The sequence below is a fragment of the Nocardia sp. BSTN01 genome (assembly GCF_015354405.1).
In the GTDB taxonomy this organism is placed as follows: domain Bacteria; phylum Actinomycetota; class Actinomycetes; order Mycobacteriales; family Mycobacteriaceae; genus Nocardia.
Genome location: NZ_JADKYP010000034.1, coordinates 32,387 through 52,771, shown reverse-complemented (window position 1 = coordinate 52,771; position 20,385 = coordinate 32,387). Strand labels below are relative to the sequence as shown.

Below are 20,385 nucleotides of genomic sequence, written 5' to 3'. Positions count from 1 at the left end.
CCGGTATCGAGACTGCCGCCGGTCGTGCGCATTCGCCGGACCCGAAGACGATTCCCGTGCAGGCGGGCCCCCGCCGCACCGTCCCCGCGGCGGCTCCGGACGGTGGGGTCGGGCCGACCGGTATTCGGCTCGGCGCTCGCCCGGTACCGTCGGTCCCATGAAGATTCGTGGTGCTGTGCTGGAGCGGATCGGCGACCCGGCTCCCTACGCCGATTCGACCCCCATCGTGATCGAGGATCTGGAGTTGGCGGAGCCGGGGCCGGGCGAGTTGCTGGTCCGGATCGAGGCGGCCGGGCTGTGCCATTCGGACCTGTCGGTGGTGGACGGCAACCGGGTGCGGCCGGTGCCGATGCTGCTGGGGCACGAAGCGGCCGGACGGGTCGAGCAGGTGGGCCCCGGCGACAGTGATCTGCGGGTCGGTCAGCGCGTCGTGATGACCTTCCTGCCGCGCTGCGGGCAGTGCGAGGGCTGCGCCACCGAGGGCCGCACCCCGTGCGTCCCGGGCAGCGTCGCCAACAACGAGGGCGAGTTGCTGGGCGGCGGGCGGCGGCTGCACGATGCGAACGGGCCCGTGCACCACCATCTCGGCGTCTCCGGATTCGCCACTCACGCCGTGGTCGATCGGCGCTCGGTGGTGCCGGTCGACGACGATGTGCCCCCGGAGGTCGCCGCCGTCCTCGGCTGCGCGGTCCTCACCGGCGGGGGAGCGCTGCTGAATTCGGCCCGGCCCGGTGCGGGAGACCGCATCATGGTCGTCGGTCTCGGTGGCGTCGGTATGGCCGCCGTGCTGGTGGCCGCATCGCTGCGGGACAGCCTCGGCGCCGAGGTCATCGCCGTCGACACTGTGCCCGAAAAGCTCACGCTGGCAAAGGAATTGGGCGCCACGCAGGTCTACACCCCGGCGGAGGTGGCCGAGCGGGGAATCGCGGCGGAGGTCGTGGTGGAGGCCGCGGGCAATGTGCGGGCCTTCGAGACCGCGGTGGCCGCCACCGCGCCCGGCGGCACCACGGTGACCGTCGGGCTGCCGAATCCCGAAGCGCGCGCGACTATTTCACCGCTCGGTCTGGTCGCACAGGGACGGTCGATCGTGGGCAGCTACCTCGGCTCGGCGGTTCCGGCGCGCGACATCCCCGAGTACGTGCGGATGTGGCGGGAGGGCCGGCTGCCCGTCGAACGGCTGGTGTCCTCGCGCATCCGGCTCGACGAGATCAACCATGCCATGGACGAGCTCGCCGCCGGGCACGCCCTGCGTCAGGTGATCATCTTCGACTGACGCGCCGGACGCTGCGGCTCGCCGATCGGGTCGAGACGACGACACGCCCGCGCGGCTGCCATCGGCTCTCGGTGGTCGCGCCGGGTGACGCACGCGACTTCCGGGTGACCGGTGTGGTGGCGGCCCGCACCCCTGCCGATAGGCTCTGAGCGCAACGGGCATCGAACGGTATGTGAGGAGTTCACGGTGGCGACGAACCGGATCCGGGTGGGCGTACTCGGCGCGCAGGGCAAGGTCGGGCAGGCGATCTGCGCGGCGGTCGAGGCCGCCGACGACCTGGAGCTGGTCGCCGGCGTCGACAAGGACGACGCGCTGGATGTTTTCACCGAGGCCGGCACCCAGGTCGTGGTCGACTTCACCCATCCCGATGTGGTGATGCCGAATCTGAAGTGGTTGGTGGAACACGGTATTCACGCCGTGGTCGGCACCACCGGATTCGACGAATCCCGGCTCGAACAGGTGCGCTCCTGGCTGGCCGGCAATCCCGAGGTGGGCGTGCTGATCGCCCCCAACTTCGCCATCGGCGCGGTGCTGTCGATGCGGTTCGCCGAACAGGCCGCGCGCTGGTTCGATTCGGTCGAGGTCATCGAACTGCATCACCCGAACAAGGCCGATGCCCCCTCCGGCACCGCCTATCGGACCGCCGGCATCATCGCCGAGGCCCGCAAACAGGCCGGCGTGGGCCCGAGCCCCGACGCCACCACCACCGAACTCGACGGCGCGCGCGGGGCGAGCGTCGACGGAGTGCGGGTGCATTCGGTGCGGCTGGCCGGGCTGGTCGCGCACCAGGAGGTGCTGTTCGGCACCCAGGGCGAGACACTCACGATCCGCCACGACTCGATCGACCGCACCTCCTTCGCCCCGGGCGTGCTGCTGGGTGTGCGGCAGATCGGCGCCCGCCCGGGACTCACCGTCGGGCTCGATCCACTGCTGGACCTGTGAACGAGCGCGACCGCGGGCGGCAGGTGCTGCGCATCGTCGCCTTCATCGCCTTCCTGGTCATCGCGCTGGCCTTCTACTTCCTGCTGCTGGGGCGCATCGCGATCGAACTGATGACCTCGGGCAAGGCGGCCGCCGTCGCGATGGGCGTGGGCGTGCTGATCCTGCCGATCCTGGGGGTGTGGGTGGTGGCTACCAGCATTCGCGCCGCCCTCGCCCACCAGCATCTGGCCCGGCGTATTCACGACGAGGGCCTCGAACTCGACGTCTCCGAGCTGCCTCGCCGCCCCTCCGGACGGCTGGAGAAGGCCGCGGCCGACGAGCTGTTCGAGCAGGTCAAGACGGAGTGGGAAGCCGACCCCGACAACTGGCGCACCAACTACCGCGCCGCCCGCGCGTACGACTACGCCGGCGACCGCTCCCGCGCCCGCGACACCATGCGCCGCGCCGTGGAACTCGAGCGCGTCGAACGCCGGACCGGGTCCTGACACCCCGTCGGCCCCACTAGGCTCGCCTGGGTGCCGACGTTGCTGATCATCCACCACACGCCTTCGCCGTTCCTGCAGGACATGTTCGAAGCGGTGGTCGCGGGCGCGACCGACCCCGAGATCGAGGGGGTCGAGGTGGTGCGGCGGGCGGCGCTGGCGGTGACCGCGAGCGATGTGCTCGCCGCCGACGGCTACGTCCTGGGCACGCCGGCCAATCTGGGCTACATGTCGGGCGCGCTGAAACACGCCTTCGACACCTTCTACTACCCGTGTCTGGACAGCACCCGCGGCCGGCCGTTCGGGGTGTACATCCACGGCAATCAAGGCACCGAGGGGGCCGAGCGCAGCATCACGACCGTGACGACCGGGATGGGATGGCAGCAGGCCGCCGCACCGGTGATCGTCACCGGTCAGCCCGGCAAGGACGACCGGGAGAAGTGCTGGGAACTGGGGGCGACGATCGCGGCGCAGTTGACCGCGTGAGCCGATGACCCGATTTCTGGTGTCTCACACGGATATCACCGGCACCGTCATACTCGACGGCAGGACGTCGCGCTCCCGGGGGCGCGATGTGGTGTTCGGGTTTCGGGAAGGGTGAGGACCATATGACGCCATCGCGGCGGATCGGTCTGGTCGAGGACCACGAGTCGGTCGCGCTCGGCCTGGCCAGCATGCTGGCCGGCGAAAGCGATCTGGAACTGGTCATCACCGCCGCAACGGTATCCGAATTGCTGTCGGCGGCACCGGAATTGGATCTGGTGATCCTCGATCTGCGGCTCGCCGACGGTTCCACCCCGCAGTCCAACGTGCAGGCCCTGCGCGAGCGCGGGCTCGAGGTGCTGGTGTTCACCGGAGCCGACAATCCGTTCCTGGTGCGCTCGGCCGCGCGGGCCGGGGTGCTGGGCGTGGTGCGTAAATCCGAGGATGTGCAGACCGTGGTCGCCGCGGTGCGCGCCGCCGCGAGCGGTGAACAGGTGGTCACCACCGATTGGGCCGCCGCCATCGACGGGGATCCGCAGCTGCCCGATGTCGGCCTGAGCCCACGCCAGCAGGAGGTGCTGACCCTCTACGCCTCCGGCGAGAAGGCTTCGCGGGTGGCGCGGTTGACCGGGCTCTCGGAACAGACCGTCAACGACTACCTGGGCCGGATCCGCCAGAAGTACGCCGACGCCGGTCGCCCGGCGCCCACCAAGACCGACCTCTACAAACGTGCGGTGGAGGACGGGTGGCTGCCGGTGCCCGAGCGCAACAACCAGGCATGATCGCGGTCGACGCACCCGGAGTCTTCGCCCGCACCGCGGCCGCGGCCCGCATCCGGGTTCCCGGCCGAGCCCAGGTGCGCACCGGCACTCCCGCGGTGGAGCGCGTCATGCGCCGGCTCGGGCTCTCGGTCGGCGCGGGCGGAGTCATCATGGGCCTCGCCGACGTTCCCGAGATCACCGAGCAGGCGCGGTTCACCCCCGCCTGGTGGACGCCGGCCGCCGGCGCGCTCGCATTCGGACTGTTCCCGGTACTGGCCCTGCTCTCGATCCGGTCGAGCCCGCGCACCATCCGGCTCGTGTCGGGCTGCGCCGCGGTGGCCTTCCTGTCCGCGGTGGCGACCATGCTGATCGGACTGGACACCCACAGTATCGGCGCGAATTCGGTATGGCTGTACCGGATGCTGCCGCTCGGGGTGCTCGCGGCCACGTTGGCGTGGCCGGCGCTGGTCGCGGTGGCCTATCTGCTGATCGGGTCCGCGGCCGTCGCGTTGACGAATATCTATCTGGCGGAACAGTTCACGGCAGGGTCGGTGCTCAGCGCGTTCGCTCGCGCGGTCGGGTTGTCGGCGCTGTTCCTGTGGTGTGTGGTCTCGGCGCTGTCGGCCGCGGCCCGGGTGGATCGGGAATCGGTGGCGGCGAGCAGACAGGCCGCCGAAGCCGCCGCGGCCGCGGCGCGCGACAACGAGAGCGCCCGCTTCGCCGCCCTCATCCACGACGCCGTCCTGTCCACGCTGCTGGACGCCTCGCGCGGTAGCGAACCCTCGGACGTGTTGCGACGGCAGGCCGAACGCACCCTGGACCAACTCGACGAGATCCGGGTCGAATCGCGCGAACCCGATGTGCTCGACGCCCGTGCGGCCGTGAACTTCCTGCGCGCCTCGGTGCACGAGGTGAACGCCGGCATTCGCTTCACCACCAGGACCTGGCCGGGCTTCGACGACCTGCGCATGCCCGCCGCCGCCGCGCGCACCCTCGCGGCCGCCCTGGCCGAGGCGGTCCGCAACAGTCTGCGCCACGCCCCGGTGCCCGGTCGCGCGGTGACGCGCACGGTGACCTGCACGATCAGTGCGGGCAGCATCCGGGTCGTCTTCGCCGACGACGGTGCGGGATTCGATGTGAACGCGGTCTCCGCGGACCGGCTCGGCATCTCGGTGAGCATTCTGGGCCGCATGCGCCAGCTGGCCGGCGGCGCCGGATTCGTGGAATCGCAACCGGGGGAGGGCACCGCGGTGACGCTGGTCTGGGGTGGTGACGGTGCGCACTGAAACCGGCCGGGAGCAAGCGTTCGGGTTGCGCGAGCTGCTGGGGCTGCGTGGTGGTACCGCGTGGCTGTTCCTGGTGCTGCTCGAAGTGACCATCACCCTCTACATGGTCCGCAACCTCGACACCACGAATGCGCTGCCGGCGGTGACCGCGCTGATCGTGATGGTGGTGGCCGGTGCGCTGGTGCTGGTGGCCCCCGGTGATCCGCTGCCGTGGACCGTGACGATCTTCGTCGCCGCCGCCGGGCCGGTCGCCACCGCACTGACCTCGGCCGATTCCGGCACACCGGAAACCGGGCACATGGTGTGGACCACCTTCGCGACCTCGTATGTGCTGGCCCTGCTGGTACTGCGGGGCCGGATGGGCACGGCGTGGCTGGGCGTGGCCGGAGTCGCGGTTGTCATCGGTGTCGACGGCGCGCGGGCCTGGCTGAGCGCGAGCGCGATCGTCGCCGCGATCGTGCCCATCGGCACCGTCATCGCCATCTCGGTGTTCGCGCAGATCATGCGGCCCACGCAGCGTTCGCTGCGGATGTTGCGCGAGGAGGCGAGCGCCCAGGCCGCCGCCGAGGCGACGATGGCGGCCGCCGACGGCGAACGCACCCGGCAGCTGGAGCGCCTGGACCGGGTGGCCCGCCCGATTCTGGAACGCATCGCCGACGGCGCGGTCCTCACCGTCGGTGAACGCGAACAGTGCCGGCTGCTGGAGGCGGAACTGCGCGACGGACTGCGCGCCCCGCAGCTGATGACCGAGGAACTCAGCGGGGCCGCGCGGGGTGCGCGAGCGCGCGGGGTGGAGGTCGTGCTCCTCGACGACGGCGGTTTCACCGATGCGCCGAAATGGTTGCGCGAGCGCGTCATCGACGTCGCCACCAGGGAATTGGACGCGGCGAACGCCGGCTCGTTGACGGTGCGCATCCTGCCGCCGGGGCGGCGGGTGCTGTCGACGGTGCTCGCGCAGGCGCCCGATCGGGACCGCCGCATCGAGATCGGTCCCACCGGCACCGTGACGGTGATGGACTGACTCAGCTGTCGCAGCGGCCGGGGCCGCCCTTGCGCATCTGGTCGCGCAGGGCGCCTTGTACGGCACCGGCGAGCCAGGAGTTCAGCGACTGACCGCTCTGGGTGGCGGCCTCCTCGGCGCGGGCCTTCAAATTCTCGACCATGCGCAGTGTGACGCGGCTGATGTCGCCGGTCATCTCCTCGAAGGTCGGATGCGACTCCTCCGACGCCGTGCGGCGCACCTCCACCTGGGCGTCGGTCCCCGACAGGGAGACGTGCACGGTGCGATCGTCGAGGGTCGCGTTGACCTCGTCCGCCAGATCCGAGAGCGCGGCCAGCAACGTCAGCCGCAGCGAATTCTCGGTGGCGGCGGCCAATGCGGCGGCGGTGGCCTGGGTCTTCTCGTCGCCCAGGGCGGCCGCGGCGATCAGATCGTCGCGCAGCCGGGCGGTGTACTTGTTGAGATCCATGACATCATTATGGCGTCATATATGACATCGCGCAAGCATCGGAATGCCGTCACTGTTGCTGTCATTGCTGGAATGTGACCGGAATGTCCGCCGATTCCACGGACGACGGTTCGGTGTCGTATCCGTGACCGGGTAGCCTTTCTGACCATGACGAACGGTGAATCGACGCGAAGAGAGCTGCGCGCGTCCGGCACGGTCGGTGTCGCGATGGTGACCCCCTTTACCGCCGAGGGCAAGCTCGATGTCGATGCCGGCGTCGCCCTGGCCGCACGCCTGGTCGACCGCGGTGTCGACCTGCTCGCCATCTCCGGTACCACCGGAGAATCGCCGACCACCACCGAATCGGAGAAGTTCGACCTGCTGCACGCCGTCGTCGACGCCGTGGGCGACCGCGCCACCGTCATCGCGGGCGCGGGCACCTACGACACCGCGCACAGCATCGAGCTCGCCCGCAACGCCGAGCGTGCGGGTGCGCACGGTTTGCTGGTGGTCACGCCGTACTATTCGCGCCCGTCGCAGGAAGGTCTGTTGGCGCATTTCACCGCCGTCGCCGACGCGACCGATCTGCCGGTGACGCTGTACGACATTCCGCCGCGCTCGATCGTGCCGATCGCCCCGGATACGCTGCGGCGCCTGGCCGAACATCCGAACATCGTCGCGGTGAAGGACGCCAAGGGCGACCTGGGCGCGGGAGCGGAACTGATCGCCGACACCGGGCTGGCCTACTACTCCGGCGACGACGTGCTCAATCTGCCGTGGTTGTCGGTGGGCGCGGTCGGATTCATCAGTGTGATCGGCCATCTGGTGCCGGAGCGGCTGGTGCAGTTGCGCGATGCGTACGCGGCCGGTGAGGTGACGCTGGCTCGCGACATCAATGCCGGTCTGTTGCCCGTCAACCGTGCCATGGCCCGTGTCGGCGGCGTGGCCCTGATCAAGTCGTCGTTGCGGCTGCTCGGAATGGAAGTCGGCGAGCCGCGGCTGCCGCAGCTGATGCCCGTAGGTGTGAATCTGGAATCGATCGTCGCCGAACTGCGGCTGGCGGGGGTGCTTGCATGAGTGAACCGGTGAACCGTCGTCCGCGCCGGACCGCGAGCCGAGCGGCGGGAGCTCCGGCTCCGGCGCCGCCGCCCGCGCCTCGGGTGGAGCCCGAAACGCCTGCGGTGCAAGAGGTTTCGCCGCCGGAGCCCGCGCGTGCCGAACCGGCCGCCGAGCGTCGCGCTGCCACCGAACATCGTGAGACCACGTCCGCGGCACAACGTGAAACCGCTCCCGCGGCGCGCGAATCGGCGCCCGCCGCCCAGCGTGGCGAATCGGCTGCCGCCCAGCGTGGTGAACAGGCCGGCGACCGGAGCCGTTCCCGCCGTTCCGGCCGGGGCCGCCAGTCGGGCAGCCGTGGGCGTGCGGAACAGTCCGCGCCGCAACCCGTTTCGCCGGGATTGCCGGCCGGCCTGCCGCCCAAACTGCCGAAGCAGGGCCTGCGCGTCTACGCGCTCGGCGGCATCGGTGAAATCGGCCGCAATATGACCGTGTTCGAATACGGCGGCGCGATGCTGATCGTCGACTGCGGTGTGCTGTTCCCCGAGGATCAGCAGCCCGGCGTCGACCTGATCCTGCCCGACTTCCGGCCCATCGAGGACCGGATCGACGAGGTCGCCGCCGTGGTGCTGACCCACGGTCACGAGGACCACATCGGCGCGGTGCCGTTCCTGCTGCGGCTGCGTCCCGATATCCCGGTGGTGGGTTCGAAATTCACCCTCGCGCTGGTCGCCGCCAAATGCCGCGAACATCGCCTGCAGCCCAAGCTGATCGAGGTCACCGAGGGCCAGCGGACCACCCACGGCCCGTTCGACTGCGAGTACTTCGCGGTCAACCACTCCATTCCCGACGCGATCGCGGTCGCGGTGCGCACGCCGGCCGGGCTGGCCCTGCACACCGGTGACATCAAACTCGATCAGCTGCCGCTCGACGGCCGCCTCACCGACCTGGCCGGGTTCTCCCGCCTCGGCGACGAGGGTGTGGATCTGTTCCTGGTCGATTCGACCAATGCCGAGGTGCCCGGCTTCGTCACCCCGGAACGCGAGATCGGCCCGGTCCTCGACAGTGTGATCGGTAAGGCCAAGGGCCGCGTCATCGTGGCCTCGTTCGCCAGCCACGTCCATCGCATCCAGCAGGTCGTCGATGTGGCCCAGCGCTACAACCGCCGGGTGTGCTTCGTCGGTCGTTCGATGGTCCGCAATATGCAGATCGCGCAGGATCTCGGGTATCTGAACATTCCCGAGGGCATCGTGGTCGATCTGGATCAGGCCGCGAATCTGCCTGTGCACAAACTGGTGCTGATCTCGACCGGCTCGCAGGGCGAACCGCTCTCGGCGCTGTCGCGGATGGCGCGCGGTGACCATCGCCAGATCAACATCCGCGCCGACGATCTCGTGGTGCTGGCCTCCTCGCTGATCCCGGGCAACGAGAACGCGGTGTTCGCGGTGGTCAACGGCCTGGCCCGGCTGGGCGCCACCGTGGTGACCCAGCAGAGCGCGAAGGTGCACGTCTCCGGGCACGCTTCGGCCGGCGAGCTGCTGTACCTGTACAACGCGGTCCGCCCCACCAACGCCATGCCGGTGCACGGGGAGTGGCGGCATCTGCGGGCCAACGCCGCGCTGGCGGTGGCGACCGGGGTGCCGGAGGAGCGGGTCATGCTCGCCGAGGACGGTGTGGTGGTCGACCTGGTCGACGGAATCGCCTCGATCGTCGGCCGCTACCCGGTCGGGCAGGTGTACGTCGACGGATTGTCGGTCGGCGACGTCGGCGAGTCGACGCTGTCGGATCGCCTGGTGCTCGGTGAGGGCGGTTTCATCGCGATCACCGTGGTCGTCGACGAGACCACCGGTAAGGCGGTCAGCACGCCGGAGGTCAGCGGCCGCGGTTTCTCCGACGATCCGGGTGCGCTGCTGGGTGCTCAGGAGCTGGTGGAGGCCGAACTGCTGCGGCTGGCCGGGGAGGGCGTCACCGATACACATCGCATCGCGCAGGGTGTGCGGCGCGTGGTGGGTCGCTGGGTCGCCGACACCTACCGCCGCCGCCCGATGATCGTGCCGACCGTGATGGGCGTCTGAGACTGCCGGATGTGGCCCCGACCCATTACGCTCGGCCCATGAGTATGGCTCAACGGGAACGCCGGGCTCTGGTCTCGACCATGACGGCGGTCGGTCCCGACGCCCCGACCCTGTGTGGCACGTGGACGGTGCACGACCTGGCCGCGCATCTGGTGGTACGCGAGCGCCGTCCCGCGGCCGCACCGGGAATCCTGCTGAAACCCCTTGCGGGATACCTGGATTCGGTGCAGGCGAAGGTGTCCGAGCAGCCGTTCACCGGACTGCTGGAGCAGATCCGCACCGGGCCGCCGTGGTGGTCGCCGCTGAAGCCGGTCGACGCCGTGGTCAACCTGACCGAGATGTTCGTCCACCACGAGGACGTGCGCCGCGCCGACCCCGAATGGAAGCCGCGCACATTGCCGGCCGAGGACGAGCGCAAGTTGTGGTCGGCCACGCGGCGGATGGCGCGGATGGCGTATCGCAAATCGCCGGTCACCGTCGTGCTGGCGACGCCGGAGGGCGAACGCGTGACGGCGCACAACGTCGGCGGCGATGCGGTGGTACTCACCGGCCGGCCCTCCGAACTGCTGCTTCACGCGTTCGGCCGCAACGAGGTCCGCGTCGACGCCGCCGGCGGCGTCGACGATGTGGCCGCGGTCTTCGCCTCCGATCGCAGCGTCTGAGGCGGTCGCGCGCGTCGTTTCCGGCCGCTGACGGCGTTGTGAGGTCGGCAATGATGTGGTTGGGATGGGTGTTGCGGATGGTCGCGATGGGGCTGTTGCGGCTAGCCTGAGGTCATGGCAGGTAAGTCCCGCGGCACCACGACGTCGAGTTCGCGGGCGGGATCCACCCGGGGGCGGGCTCCGGCGCGGACTCGCTCGGGAGGCTCGCGCGCCCGATCGGCGCCGCGCGGCCGCACCACCGCGACCCGCCGGCCGGTGCGCCGGTCACCGCAGACCGCACCGCTGGCGGTGATCGGCCGGGGAATCGGCAACGGCTGGTCGGTGCTGGCACGCGGATTCGGCGCCACCACTCGCACCATCAGCCGCGCGGGGGAGATCGAACACGGTCACCGCCGCGACGGAATCGCGTTGGCGCTGGTCGCTTTCAGCGTCGTCATCGCGGCAGCGGTCTGGTTGTCGGCGGGCGGCCCGGTGGGGCACTGGGTCGACACCGCGGTACGGGCGATCGCCGGATCCGCCGCGGCCGTGCTGCCTTTCGTGGCTTCCGGTATCGCGGTGGTGCTGATGCGTACCGAACCTCGGCCCGAGATCCGGCCTCGCCTGGTCCTGGGCGGGTTGCTGGTGGGTCTGCCGGCGCTGGGAATCTGGCACATTTTCGCGGGCGCGCCGGCCGATGCGCACGGGCGCGCCCATGCGGCGGGTTTCGTCGGTTATGTGCTGGGCGGGCCGCTGCGCAACGGGCTCACCGCGTGGCTGGCGGTGCCGCTGCTGTTGCTGGCCATGCTCTTCGGACTGCTGCTGGTGACCGGTACGACCGTGCGTGAGGTTCCGCATCGGCTGCGGGAACTGTTCGGCCTGCCCGATGCCGAATTCGCCGACGACGACGGGCAATACGGGCTCTACGACCCGGAAAACTATGACGCCGACGGCTTTCCGGTGCACAAGAGCCGTTCGTCGCGGCGCGGCCGCACCCCGGAGGAGAACTACCCGGCCGACGAATTCGGCGGCGCCGACGCGGTCACCGAGGTCCTCGGCGAACCGCCGCTGCGCGATGCGAAAGATATCGCCGAGGCGGACGAAACACCGCCTCCCGCAGCCAAACCCAAGACGCGTAAGGCACCCAAGGTCGTCGATCAGACACCCGAGCCGCCGCCCGCGCAGCAGCTGGAATTCGTCACCGATCGCGAGGTCGACGGCGACTATCAGTTGCCGCCGCTGACGCTGCTGACCGACGGCGATCCGCCGAAGAAGCGCAGTGCCGCCAACGAATCGATGATCGAGGCGATCACCGAGGTGCTGGTGCAGTTCAAGATCGACGCGGCGGTCACCGGTTTCGTCCGCGGTCCGACGGTCACCCGATACGAGGTCGAACTCGGGCCGGGTGTGAAGGTCGAGAAGATCACCGCCCTGGCCCGCAATATCGCCTATGCGGTGGCCACCGAGAATGTGCGTTTGCTCGCACCGATTCCGGGCAAGTCGGCGGTCGGTATCGAGGTGCCCAACGCCGACCGCGAACTGGTCCGGCTGGCGGATGTGCTCAAGGCGCCTTCCACGCGAAACGACCACCACCCGTTGGTGATCGGACTCGGAAAGAACATCGAGGGCGAATTCGTCTCCGCGAATCTGGCGAAGATGCCGCATCTGCTGGTCGCCGGTTCGACAGGTTCGGGTAAGTCGAGTTTCGTCAACTCGATGCTGGTCTCGCTGCTGGGCCGCGCCACGCCGGATGAGGTGCGGATGATCCTCATCGACCCGAAGATGGTGGAACTCACGCCGTACGAGGGCATTCCGCATCTGATCACGCCCATCATCACCCAGCCGAAGAAGGCCGCCGCCGCGCTGGCCTGGCTGGTGGAGGAGATGGAACAGCGATATCAGGACATGCAGGCCAGCAAGGTCCGCCATATCGACGATTTCAACAAGAAGGTGAAATCGGGCCAGATCACCACACCGCTGGGCAGCGAGCGCGTGTACCGGCCCTATCCCTACATCCTGGCGATCGTCGACGAGCTCGCCGATCTGATGATGACCGCGCCGCGCGACGTCGAGGACGCCATCGTGCGCATCACCCAGAAGGCGCGCGCGGCCGGTATCCATCTGGTGCTGGCGACCCAGCGGCCCTCGGTGGACGTGGTGACCGGCCTGATCAAGACCAACGTTCCCTCCCGGCTGGCGTTCGCGACCTCGTCGCTCACCGACTCGCGGGTCATCCTGGATCAGCCGGGTGCGGAGAAGTTGATCGGTATGGGCGACGGCCTGTTCCTGCCGATGGGCGCGTCCAAGCCGACCCGGTTGCAGGGTGCGTTCATCTCCGACGAGGAGATCCAGGCCGTCGTCGACTTCGCCAAGAACCAGGCCGAACCCGAGTACCAGGAGGGCGTCACCACGGCGAAGGCCGGGGAGAAGAAGGACGTCGACCCGGATATCGGCGACGATCTCGATGTCTTCCTGCAGGCCGTCGAACTGGTCGTCACCTCGCAGTTCGGTTCCACCTCGATGCTGCAGCGCAAACTGCGCGTCGGATTCGCCAAGGCGGGCCGCCTGATGGATCTGATGGAGACCCGCGGCGTGGTCGGCCCGAGCGAGGGCTCCAAGGCGCGCGACGTGCTCGTCAAGCCCGATGAGCTGGACGGGCTGCTGTATTCGATCCGCGGCGGGGGAGAGGCGGAGGAAGCCGCCGAACCCGATGCGATCGACGCCTAGGCTTCCGGCGTAGGCCCTCAGCCGGTGAAGGCCCAACCGGTGACGGTCCGGATCTCGACGCGGATGACCGGTCCGCGCGGGGCGTTGTCCCGGTACTGCGGGTATTTCGCGGTGAGCCAGGCGATCGCCTCGGCGCGCTCGGTGTCGGTGGTCGCGACGGCGGCGATGCCGTCGAGCCGGACCCACCACAGCCGGGTCCAGTCCTCGTCGTAATCGTCGGCCAGCACCGAAACCCGGTTCTCGGCCGCGATATTGCGCAGCCGCCGCAGGTCGGTCGTCGATTTCGGCTTCTGATCGACCGCGGTCACCAGGATCCGGCCCGAGGGCGAGAGCGCGAAGGTCACTGGCACCAGATGGGGCCGGCCCGTGGGGTCGGTCGTACCCAACCGGGCCACGCGGGCCGCGCGTGCTCGCGCCAGCGCGGTGTCCGGATTCAATCGCACCGGTTCACGGTAGATCGCCGGCCGCGGCGGCGTGGCCTACAGCGTCGCGTTCTCCCGCTCGATCTGCTCGGCCGCCTCCGCCTGGATGCGCTCGAATTGCGCACCCATCGCCGCGGCCAGGGCATCGGCCGCCGAGAGCGGGCGCACCATCACCATCAGATCGTCGATCCGGCCCGACTCGTCGGTGTGGATGAAGTCGGCGCCGGTCACATGCTTGCCGTCGATCGTCGCCTCGAAGATCAGCGTCGAGTCGTGCCCGCCGCCGTCGGTGATCTCGCGGATGTAGCGGAAGTCCTCGAACACCCGCAGGACGCCGCGCAGAATCGCCGCGGTGATGGCCCGGCCGGGATAGGGCTTGAACGCCACCGGACTGGTGAACACGACGTTCTCGGCGAGCAACGCCTCGATCGCCGCGCTGTCACGTGCCTCCACGGCCTGTCGGAATGCCTGCATCGCCACCTCGCATATGCAACTGGTTGACTATGCCGAGCATCGTAGCGGGCGCTCGCGGCCCCTGCCTAGGGGTTCGGCGCCGCCTGTGCCGAGAAGGCGCCCATCACCGGGGTCCACTCCAGGAATCGCCTCGCATCGATCAGCCCCTCCTGCGCGAAGGGATCGGAGGCGAGCAGTTCGTCCAATGCCGCGGCATCGTCGGCGCGAAACAGCAGCAGCGCGCCGGATCCGTCGGCATACGGCCCGGTCGTGAGGACCACACCCCGCTCGACCAGATTCGACAGCCATTCCCGATGCCGGGGCCGATGCTCGTCGCGCCCGGCGACGGTGGCATCGGAATAGGTGTAGTGGACGGCGAAGATCGGCACGGGCGCTCCCGAAAGGTTCAGAGGGTCAACAGCATTCGAGTATTGCCGAGGGTGTTCGGCTTGACGTAGCTGAGGTCGAGGAATTCGGCCACGCCGGTGTCGTAGGAGCGGCACATCTCGGCGAAGACCTCGGCGGTGACGGGCGTGCCGTCGATCTCGGCGAACCCGTGCCGGGAGAAGAACTCCACCTCGAAGGTCAGCACGAACAGTCGCTGCAGCTGGAGTTCGCGGGCGGTCGCGATCAGCTGGTCCACGATCAGGCGCCCGACGCCGCGGCCCTTGGCATCGGGGTGGACCGCGACGGTGCGCACTTCGCCCAGGTCGGCCCACAGCACGTGCAATGCGCCACATCCGACGAGGTTCTCGTCGACCTCGGCCACCCAGAATTCCTGCACCGACTCGTAGAGCGTGACGAGATTCTTCTCCAGCAGGATGCGGCCGGCGTAGGCGTCGACGAGGCTTTTGATGGCGGGCACATCCGAGGTGCGGGCGCGTCGGACTCGCACGGTGCCGGGGTCGGTGGCGCCGATCGAATCACTGTGATGTGCCCGCGTGGTCATGGGGTGCACAGTAGTCGGGTCGTTAACCGATAGTCTGGTGGAGTGCCGCACATCTCGTCCGCCCGCCTGCCTCGATCCGCCGGGGGCCGCGGCTGCGTGCGTTCCGGCCGGGGGTGCCGGTGAGCGTGCAGAGCGACGATATGGACCGGACCTGGGCCGAGGCCGGCAGAGCGCGGGCGAATCTCGTTCCGCCGCAACCTAACCGGACGGTCGAGCCCTCCGCGGTGCCGCTGATGAACATCGCCAACATCCTCACGGTCCTGCGCATCCTGATCGTGCCGATCTTCCTGCTGGCATTGTTCGCCGGGGGCGGCCACGACACGGGATGGCGGATCGCCGCGGCCGCGCTGTTCGGCATCGCGGCGGTCACCGACCGCATCGACGGCCAACTCGCGCGCAAGTACGGACTGGTCACCGACTTCGGCAAATTGGCCGATCCCATCGCCGACAAGGCGTTGATCGGCGCGGCCCTGATCGGGTTGTCGGCACTGGGCGATCTGCCGTGGTGGATCACCCTCGTGATCTGTGCCCGCGAGATCGGCGTGACGTTGCTGCGGCTGGCCGTGGTGCGCCGCGGCGTGATCCCCGCCGGCCGCGGTGGTAAGGCCAAGACCCTGGTGCAGTCGGTGGCGATCGGCGTCCTGCTGCTGCCGCTCGCCGACGCGTGGGCGAGCGCGGGCATGGCGCTGATGTACGTCGCGGTGGTGCTGACGGTGGTGACCGGACTGGATTACGTGGTGCAGGCGGCCCGGTTGTGGGCGCGGCCGGTCGAGCGGCGGTGACCCCGCTGGGCACCGACGTGGCCGCCGCCGATCCGCTGAGCGCTGCTCCCGAGGCCGTCGAACTGGTGGCGAGGCTGACCCGCACCGGACAGACCGTGGCCACCGCCGAATCGCTGACCGCCGGTTTGCTCGCGGCCACGATCGCGGGAGTGCCGGGAGCCAGCGTGGTGTTGCGCGGCGGACTGATCGTCTACGCCACCGACCTCAAACATCGCCTGGCCGGCGTGACCGAACACACGCTGGCCGCGGACGGGCCGGTCGCGGCGGGGACCGCCGAACAGCTCGCCGTCGGCGCGCGCACGCAGTGCCAGGCCGACTGGGGGATCGGGCTCACCGGTGTCGCCGGGCCGGACGCGCAGAACGGCTGCCCGGTCGGCACCGTCTTCCTGGGGCTGAGCGGCCCCGGAGGGACCGAGGTGATGCGGTTGCGGCTCACCGGGGATCGGTGGACGATCAGGATGAACGCGGTGCGCACGGCCGTCGCGGAGCTGTTGCGCCGCGTCGGTGGCGGCGACCCGAACGGCACCGGCTGACGACGGCTGCCCGATGGATGCCGATCGGTTCCCGCGGGCGGGAACCAACGGGGTGGCATGCGACGTTGGCACTGTAGACGGAGGGGTGCGTCACGCTCGACGGCGGTCGCGCTCGGCCCGGTGAGGCGAGAACGTGAGGAGAACGAGATGACGCTGCTTCGAGAGGCCATCGGCGAGAGTCTGCGGCGCGCTCGGATCGCCCAGAGCCGGACCCTGCGCGAGGTGTCGACGTCGGCACGCGTGAGCCTGGGCTATCTGTCCGAGGTCGAACGCGGCCGGAAAGAGGCCTCGAGCGAACTGCTGGCCGCGATCTGCCAGGCGCTGGACGTGCCGCTGTCGCAGGTGCTGGTCGACGTGAGTGCCACCATGGCCGACGCCGACACCCCCGCACCCGCGCCGGAGACGGCTGCCGTACCTGCGGCGAGCGTGTCGGCGCGCGCCGCGATCGCCGGAGACACCCGGATCGTGATTCCGGCCCCGAAGGCCGAGAAACTGGTCTTGGTGCAAGCGAAGTGACTCGCCGCGAACCGGCGATAACGACTGCCGGCGCCGGATCGGCGCCGGCAAGGCTGTACGACGGAGCGGAAACCGATAGATTCTCTGTAAGCGTCGGTTACGGGTGGTTCGGCAGCCCGGATCCGATGCTGTGGAGGATAGGGACACAGGGGTGCGTGACGGTCGCGCACCGCCGCCGTGCTGGGGCGCGGCGTAGTCAGATGGAGGCGGGATCAATCGATGGCTAATCCGTTCGTGAAGGCCTGGAAGTACCTGATGGCCCTCTTCGATTCGAAGATCGAGGAGCATGCGGATCCGAAGGTGCAGATTCAGCAGGCTATCGAGGAAGCCCAGCGTCAGCACCAGGCCCTGTCGCAGCAGGCGGCGTCGGTGATCGGTAACCAGCGCCAGCTGGAGATGAAGCTCAACCGTCAGCTCGACGAGGTCGAGAAGCTCAACGCCAACGCCCGCCAGGCCGTGCAGTTGGCCGACCAGGCCAACGCCGCCGGCGACACCGACAAGGCGATCCAGTACACCAACGCCGCCGAGGCGTTCGCCGCCCAGCTGGTCACCGCCGAACAGTCCGTCGAGGACCTGAAGGTGCTGCACGACCAGTCGCTGCAGGCCGCCGCCCAGGCCAAGAAGGCGGTCGAACAGAACGCCATGCTGCTGCAGCAGAAGGTCGCCGAGCGCACCAAGCTGCTCAGCCAGCTCGAGCAGGCCAAGATGCAGGAGCAGGTCTCCGCCTCGCTGCAGCAGATGGATTCGACGCTGTCCGCCCCCGGCAGCACCCCCAGCCTGGACGCGGTGCGCGAGAAGATCGAGCGTCGCTACGCCAACGCGCTGGGCGCCGCCGAGCTCGCGCAGAACACCGTGCAGGGCCGCATGATGGAGGTGCAGCAGGCCAGTGTGCAGATGGCCGGCCACAACCGTCTCGAGCAGATCCGCGCCTCCATGCGTGGCGACGCGCTGCCGTCGGGGGACTCCGCCGGTCAGTCCATCGCCAACCCGGCTCAGCCGCAGGTGAACAAGGGCCAGGCCGCGCAGCAGTAAGCGCGTCGCGGGTCGATCGGAAGGCTGAGCAGATGGGGCGAACGCGGGCAGGTAACGAGCCCGCGCCGATCCGTGCGCGGCCCTGGTCGCGATCTGCTCGCAGCGCCGCGTCCGCGCCGCCCGCCTCCGCCGCACCGTCGGCCGATGCGGCGCGGACGCCACTGTCGACCACTCCACCCGTCGCCGACGCCGCCGCATGGCAGTCGATCGCCGAATCCATTGAGCGGCATCGTATTTCCCGTACGGTCCCGCCTTCGCCGGCTCCCGCGGAAAGCGCTGCGCCCGGAGGCGAGGACCCTCCATCGCCCCGCGAATCGAACAGCGGGCCCGCTGCCCGGTTACACACCGGATCACGCGACGCCGGTGGAAACCCGCGCGAGCGCCGTCGTCCGTCCGGCCCGAGCGCGTTCCGGGAACCGTCGACGCACAGCCCGACCGTGGACGATCAACTCGCACGCGCCAGGCGGGTTCCGGGTGCGTTGCGCGACGCCGGGGAATTCGCCTTACATGCGGTCCGGAAATGGGCCGACCCGCGGGAGCGGGAACTTCGCCGCCGGCGGCGGGTGCGGCGGCGCAGCCTCCGCTGGAGCGCGGCCTCGGGCGTGACCGCGCTGGGAACGGCCGGACTGGTGGCGATCTCAGCGCCCGTGTGGGCGGTTGTCGTGGTCGGTGGCGGTGCGGCCGCCCTCGTGACCGGCGCGGCGGTGAGCACCCGCCGATACCTGGAGTTGCGTCGAAACCCGTTGCCGCCCGCGACGTTCGTACCGCGTCGGCTGCCCGCGGTGCAGTCCGCGGCGCGGGCGCCCATCGCCCGGCTGGTCCGGGCGGAACGGGCCTTTCACGCTCTCGGCCGTCAGATCGAGGCGAGCGGCCGAGTGCCGGCCGACGATTTCGCCGACACCGTGGCGACCGCGGAATCAGGGGCGGCCGCCCTGCACGCTCTCGCCGGGGACATCGCCGCGATGGAGAAGGCGCTCGAAGTGGTCGCGACCTCGCATGCCGGGGCTGGCTTGCGGCAGCAGGCGGGTGCGATGGTCGACCGGCTGGAAGCCGGCGTGACCGAATACGAGCAGATCGTCGCCGCCGCCGGGCAGATGCTGGCGGCCGGAGCGAGCGCAGCCGAGACACCGGCGGACGACTTCGGCTGGGCCATGTTCACCGTGCGCGAGGCGGCCGACCGCCTGGACGGCTGGGCCCAGGCGCTGACCGACCTCGCCGACCGGCACTGAACGCCGCCGCCTCGGCGGCATCCGGTCCTTCGCGCACCGCACGGGAGCGATATCCGGTTCGCGGACCGATCCTCGCGGGTGATCCGGCTAGGGGTTCACCCTGAGATTTCCCGGATATCGGTCGTGACCTGGTGATTTTCCGGCGCCGAGTTGACAGTATGGAGGAGTCGGATCGCGCTGACGGCGGTTCGGAAACCTTCGGGAGGAATGGACATGTTCTGGAAGATTCTGGGCGTCGTCGCGCTCGTGTGGCTGGCGCTGATCGTGATCGGCGCGCTGGTCAAGGCGCTGTTCCCGATCCTGATGATCAGCGTCGTGGTCTTCGGCCTGTACCTGCTGTACAAGGCCGTCTCCGGCTCGAACAAGTCGACGGTCACCAAACTGTAGCGAGCCACAACCCGGGCCGTTCGGTACGAAAGCCGAACGGCCCGTTGCTGTTTCGCGGTGGATGAGCCGAGAACCCGCTCGTGTTAGCGTTTCGGAAAACGGTGCACCTCGAACCCGCCGGAGCGAAGCGGAGGCGAATGTTACATCTACCCGAGGATTGGGAGCGCGGTCTGGTGATCGTCGCCCATCCCGACGATATCGAGTACGGTGCCGCGGCCGCGGTGGCTCGCTGGACGAAGCAGGGTAAGGCCATCCGGTATCTGCTGGCCACCAGCGGTGAGGCCGGGATAGCGGGCCTGCCGCCGGCCGAGTGTGGCCCGTTGCGGCAGCAGGAGGAGATCGCTTCGGCACGCGCGGTCGGTGTCGAGGAGGTGGAGTTCCTGGGCTATCCGGACGGGCGGATCGAGGGTGGGCTCGGTTTGCGCCGCGATCTGGCCGCGGCGATCCGGCGGCATCGTCCGGAGATGGTGGTGTTGTTCAATTTCGGCGACACGTGGGCGCCCGGATTTGCGAACAGCGCCGACCATCGCGCGGTGGGGCGCAGTGCGCTGGACGCGATCTCGGATGCGGGCAACGAGTGGATCTTTCCGGAGCTGGCCGAATTGCCGATCTGGACGCCGCGCTGGGCCGCGGTGGTGGGTCCGGTGGTGACGCATGCGGTGGATGTCACCGATACCGTTCGGGCGGCGGTGGATTCGCTGATGCAGCACAGCCGCTACCTGAGCGCGCTCAGTGACGAGCCGGTGGCGGAACAGGCTCGCGCCATCGTGGATCGGGCCACGGGGCCGCATGCCGGTTTCGCTGCCGAGCGGGCGGTCGGGTTCGAGCTGTACCACTTCGCCGACTGATCGCCGGTACTGTGAGCGGCCACGATCGGCTCGGACGGCGTTCATGACCGTCGGGTAGCTGTG

General features: G+C 69.6%; 23 protein-coding genes. 18 read left to right on the top strand and 5 right to left on the bottom strand.

Annotation, left to right across the window (positions count from 1 at the left end):
* Positions 1 to 157 precede the first annotated feature (157 nt).
* From IRT45_RS24150 to IRT45_RS24120, 7 genes are all read left to right on the top strand, one after another.
* Entirely contained in the window at positions 158 to 1,273 is a 1,116-nt protein-coding gene (locus IRT45_RS24150) for an alcohol dehydrogenase catalytic domain-containing protein (protein WP_194808174.1), read from the top strand.
* A 186-nt stretch (positions 1,274 to 1,459) separates the two neighbouring features.
* Positions 1,460 to 2,215, top strand: a complete 756-nt coding sequence (dapB, locus tag IRT45_RS24145) for a 4-hydroxy-tetrahydrodipicolinate reductase (RefSeq protein WP_375540146.1) — start codon at positions 1,460 to 1,462, stop codon at positions 2,213 to 2,215.
* A complete protein-coding gene (locus tag IRT45_RS24140) occupies positions 2,212 to 2,700 on the top strand; it encodes a hypothetical protein (protein ID WP_194808173.1) in 489 nt (162 codons plus the stop codon). The genes dapB and IRT45_RS24140 overlap by 4 nt, the downstream gene beginning before the upstream one ends.
* Before the next feature lie 30 nt (positions 2,701 to 2,730).
* The gene (locus IRT45_RS24135) at positions 2,731 to 3,183 is read left to right on the top strand and encodes a flavodoxin family protein (protein WP_030513190.1); all 453 of its coding nucleotides are present in this window, start codon (positions 2,731 to 2,733) and stop codon (positions 3,181 to 3,183) included.
* A gap of 122 nt (positions 3,184 to 3,305) precedes the next feature.
* On the top strand, positions 3,306 to 3,962 hold the full coding sequence (locus IRT45_RS24130) for a response regulator transcription factor (RefSeq protein ID WP_194808172.1): 657 nt from the start codon (positions 3,306 to 3,308) through the stop codon (positions 3,960 to 3,962).
* Entirely contained in the window at positions 3,926 to 5,227 is a 1,302-nt protein-coding gene (locus IRT45_RS24125) for a sensor histidine kinase (RefSeq protein ID WP_194808171.1), read from the top strand. The genes IRT45_RS24130 and IRT45_RS24125 overlap by 37 nt, the downstream gene beginning before the upstream one ends.
* Entirely contained in the window at positions 5,217 to 6,248 is a 1,032-nt protein-coding gene (locus IRT45_RS24120) for a hypothetical protein (protein WP_194808170.1), read from the top strand. Before IRT45_RS24125 ends, IRT45_RS24120 begins: the two co-directional genes overlap by 11 nt.
* A gap of 1 nt (position 6,249) precedes the next feature.
* On the opposite strand, the gene IRT45_RS24115 is transcribed toward IRT45_RS24120, so the two are convergent.
* Positions 6,250 to 6,696 carry a hypothetical protein gene (locus IRT45_RS24115; protein ID WP_039779530.1) on the bottom strand — a complete coding sequence of 149 codons (447 nt, stop codon included), beginning with the start codon at positions 6,694 to 6,696 and terminating at the stop codon, positions 6,250 to 6,252.
* 147 nt (positions 6,697 to 6,843) lie between these two features.
* Here IRT45_RS24115 and dapA point away from each other — a divergent pair, with 147 nt between their 5' ends.
* The 4 genes from dapA (at position 6,844) to IRT45_RS24095 (ending at position 13,171) form a co-directional block, all read left to right on the top strand.
* On the top strand, positions 6,844 to 7,752 hold the full coding sequence (gene dapA, locus IRT45_RS24110) for a 4-hydroxy-tetrahydrodipicolinate synthase (RefSeq protein WP_194808169.1): 909 nt from the start codon (positions 6,844 to 6,846) through the stop codon (positions 7,750 to 7,752).
* The gene (locus tag IRT45_RS24105; RefSeq protein ID WP_194808168.1) at positions 7,749 to 9,806 is read left to right on the top strand and encodes a ribonuclease J; all 2,058 of its coding nucleotides are present in this window, start codon (positions 7,749 to 7,751) and stop codon (positions 9,804 to 9,806) included. Before dapA ends, IRT45_RS24105 begins: the two co-directional genes overlap by 4 nt.
* A 38-nt stretch (positions 9,807 to 9,844) precedes the next feature.
* Positions 9,845 to 10,468 carry a TIGR03085 family metal-binding protein gene (locus IRT45_RS24100; protein ID WP_194808167.1) on the top strand — a complete coding sequence of 208 codons (624 nt, stop codon included), beginning with the start codon at positions 9,845 to 9,847 and terminating at the stop codon, positions 10,466 to 10,468.
* Positions 10,469 to 10,582: 114 nt separating this feature from the next.
* Positions 10,583 to 13,171 (top strand): DNA translocase FtsK, encoded by a 2,589-nt coding sequence (locus IRT45_RS24095; RefSeq protein ID WP_063013929.1) that lies wholly within the window; start codon positions 10,583 to 10,585, stop codon positions 13,169 to 13,171.
* A 17-nt stretch (positions 13,172 to 13,188) separates the two neighbouring features.
* On the opposite strand, the gene IRT45_RS24090 is transcribed toward IRT45_RS24095, so the two are convergent.
* The 4 genes from IRT45_RS24090 to IRT45_RS24075 form a co-directional block, all read right to left on the bottom strand.
* The gene (locus tag IRT45_RS24090; protein WP_194808166.1) at positions 13,189 to 13,614 is read right to left on the bottom strand and encodes a TIGR03668 family PPOX class F420-dependent oxidoreductase; all 426 of its coding nucleotides are present in this window, start codon (positions 13,612 to 13,614) and stop codon (positions 13,189 to 13,191) included.
* Between the two features lie 36 nt (positions 13,615 to 13,650).
* Positions 13,651 to 14,067 (bottom strand): nuclear transport factor 2 family protein, encoded by a 417-nt coding sequence (locus IRT45_RS24085; protein WP_194808165.1) that lies wholly within the window; start codon positions 14,065 to 14,067, stop codon positions 13,651 to 13,653.
* Between the two features lie 65 nt (positions 14,068 to 14,132).
* Positions 14,133 to 14,435: a YciI family protein gene (locus tag IRT45_RS24080; protein ID WP_194808164.1), complete on the bottom strand. Its 303-nt coding sequence runs from the start codon at positions 14,433 to 14,435 to the stop codon at positions 14,133 to 14,135.
* Positions 14,436 to 14,452: 17 nt separating this feature from the next.
* Complete coding sequence (locus tag IRT45_RS24075; RefSeq protein ID WP_194808163.1) at positions 14,453 to 14,995, bottom strand: amino-acid N-acetyltransferase; 543 nt, start codon at positions 14,993 to 14,995, stop codon at positions 14,453 to 14,455.
* Positions 14,996 to 15,114: 119 nt separating this feature from the next.
* On the opposite strand from IRT45_RS24075, the gene pgsA reads away from it, so the two are divergent.
* From pgsA to IRT45_RS24040, 7 genes are all read left to right on the top strand, one after another.
* Positions 15,115 to 15,777, top strand: coding sequence for a CDP-diacylglycerol--glycerol-3-phosphate 3-phosphatidyltransferase (gene pgsA / locus IRT45_RS24070; RefSeq protein ID WP_375540145.1), 663 nt, complete (start codon positions 15,115 to 15,117; stop codon positions 15,775 to 15,777).
* On the top strand, positions 15,774 to 16,310 hold the full coding sequence (locus IRT45_RS24065) for a CinA family protein (RefSeq protein WP_375540144.1): 537 nt from the start codon (positions 15,774 to 15,776) through the stop codon (positions 16,308 to 16,310). The genes pgsA and IRT45_RS24065 overlap by 4 nt, the downstream gene beginning before the upstream one ends.
* Positions 16,311 to 16,457: 147 nt before the next feature.
* On the top strand, positions 16,458 to 16,826 hold the full coding sequence (locus IRT45_RS24060) for a helix-turn-helix domain-containing protein (protein WP_194808162.1): 369 nt from the start codon (positions 16,458 to 16,460) through the stop codon (positions 16,824 to 16,826).
* A gap of 219 nt (positions 16,827 to 17,045) precedes the next feature.
* Positions 17,046 to 17,858: a phage shock protein PspA gene (gene pspA, locus IRT45_RS24055; protein ID WP_036503267.1), complete on the top strand. Its 813-nt coding sequence runs from the start codon at positions 17,046 to 17,048 to the stop codon at positions 17,856 to 17,858.
* Positions 17,859 to 18,295: 437 nt separating this feature from the next.
* A complete protein-coding gene (locus IRT45_RS24050) occupies positions 18,296 to 19,087 on the top strand; it encodes a hypothetical protein (RefSeq protein WP_194808161.1) in 792 nt (263 codons plus the stop codon).
* A gap of 213 nt (positions 19,088 to 19,300) precedes the next feature.
* A complete protein-coding gene (locus IRT45_RS24045; protein WP_030513209.1) occupies positions 19,301 to 19,474 on the top strand; it encodes a hypothetical protein in 174 nt (57 codons plus the stop codon).
* A gap of 137 nt (positions 19,475 to 19,611) precedes the next feature.
* Positions 19,612 to 20,322 carry a PIG-L deacetylase family protein gene (locus IRT45_RS24040; RefSeq protein ID WP_194808160.1) on the top strand — a complete coding sequence of 237 codons (711 nt, stop codon included), beginning with the start codon at positions 19,612 to 19,614 and terminating at the stop codon, positions 20,320 to 20,322.
* Positions 20,323 to 20,385: the final 63 nt, after the last annotated feature.

What these genes read in the sequence shown, in the direction of transcription:
- IRT45_RS24060 (WP_194808162.1), top strand. Translation starts at nt 16,458, where the DNA reads ATGACGCTGCTTCGAGAGGCCATCGGCGAGAGTCTGCGGCGCGCTCGG.
- IRT45_RS24045 (WP_030513209.1), top strand. Translation starts at nt 19,301, where the DNA reads ATGTTCTGGAAGATTCTGGGCGTCGTCGCGCTCGTGTGGCTGGCGCTG.
- IRT45_RS24115 (WP_039779530.1), bottom strand. Translation starts at nt 6,696, where the DNA reads ATGGATCTCAACAAGTACACCGCCCGGCTGCGCGACGATCTGATCGCC.
- IRT45_RS24075 (WP_194808163.1), bottom strand. Translation starts at nt 14,995, where the DNA reads ATGACCACGCGGGCACATCACAGTGATTCGATCGGCGCCACCGACCCC.
- IRT45_RS24130 (WP_194808172.1), top strand. Translation starts at nt 3,306, where the DNA reads ATGACGCCATCGCGGCGGATCGGTCTGGTCGAGGACCACGAGTCGGTC.
- pspA (WP_036503267.1), top strand. Translation starts at nt 17,046, where the DNA reads ATGGCTAATCCGTTCGTGAAGGCCTGGAAGTACCTGATGGCCCTCTTC.
- dapA (WP_194808169.1), top strand. Translation starts at nt 6,844, where the DNA reads ATGACGAACGGTGAATCGACGCGAAGAGAGCTGCGCGCGTCCGGCACG.
- IRT45_RS24040 (WP_194808160.1), top strand. Translation starts at nt 19,612, where the DNA reads ATGTTACATCTACCCGAGGATTGGGAGCGCGGTCTGGTGATCGTCGCC.
- IRT45_RS24150 (WP_194808174.1), top strand. Translation starts at nt 158, where the DNA reads ATGAAGATTCGTGGTGCTGTGCTGGAGCGGATCGGCGACCCGGCTCCC.
- IRT45_RS24105 (WP_194808168.1), top strand. Translation starts at nt 7,749, where the DNA reads ATGAGTGAACCGGTGAACCGTCGTCCGCGCCGGACCGCGAGCCGAGCG.
- IRT45_RS24085 (WP_194808165.1), bottom strand. Translation starts at nt 14,067, where the DNA reads ATGCAGGCATTCCGACAGGCCGTGGAGGCACGTGACAGCGCGGCGATC.
- IRT45_RS24100 (WP_194808167.1), top strand. Translation starts at nt 9,845, where the DNA reads ATGAGTATGGCTCAACGGGAACGCCGGGCTCTGGTCTCGACCATGACG.
- IRT45_RS24095 (WP_063013929.1), top strand. Translation starts at nt 10,583, where the DNA reads ATGGCAGGTAAGTCCCGCGGCACCACGACGTCGAGTTCGCGGGCGGGA.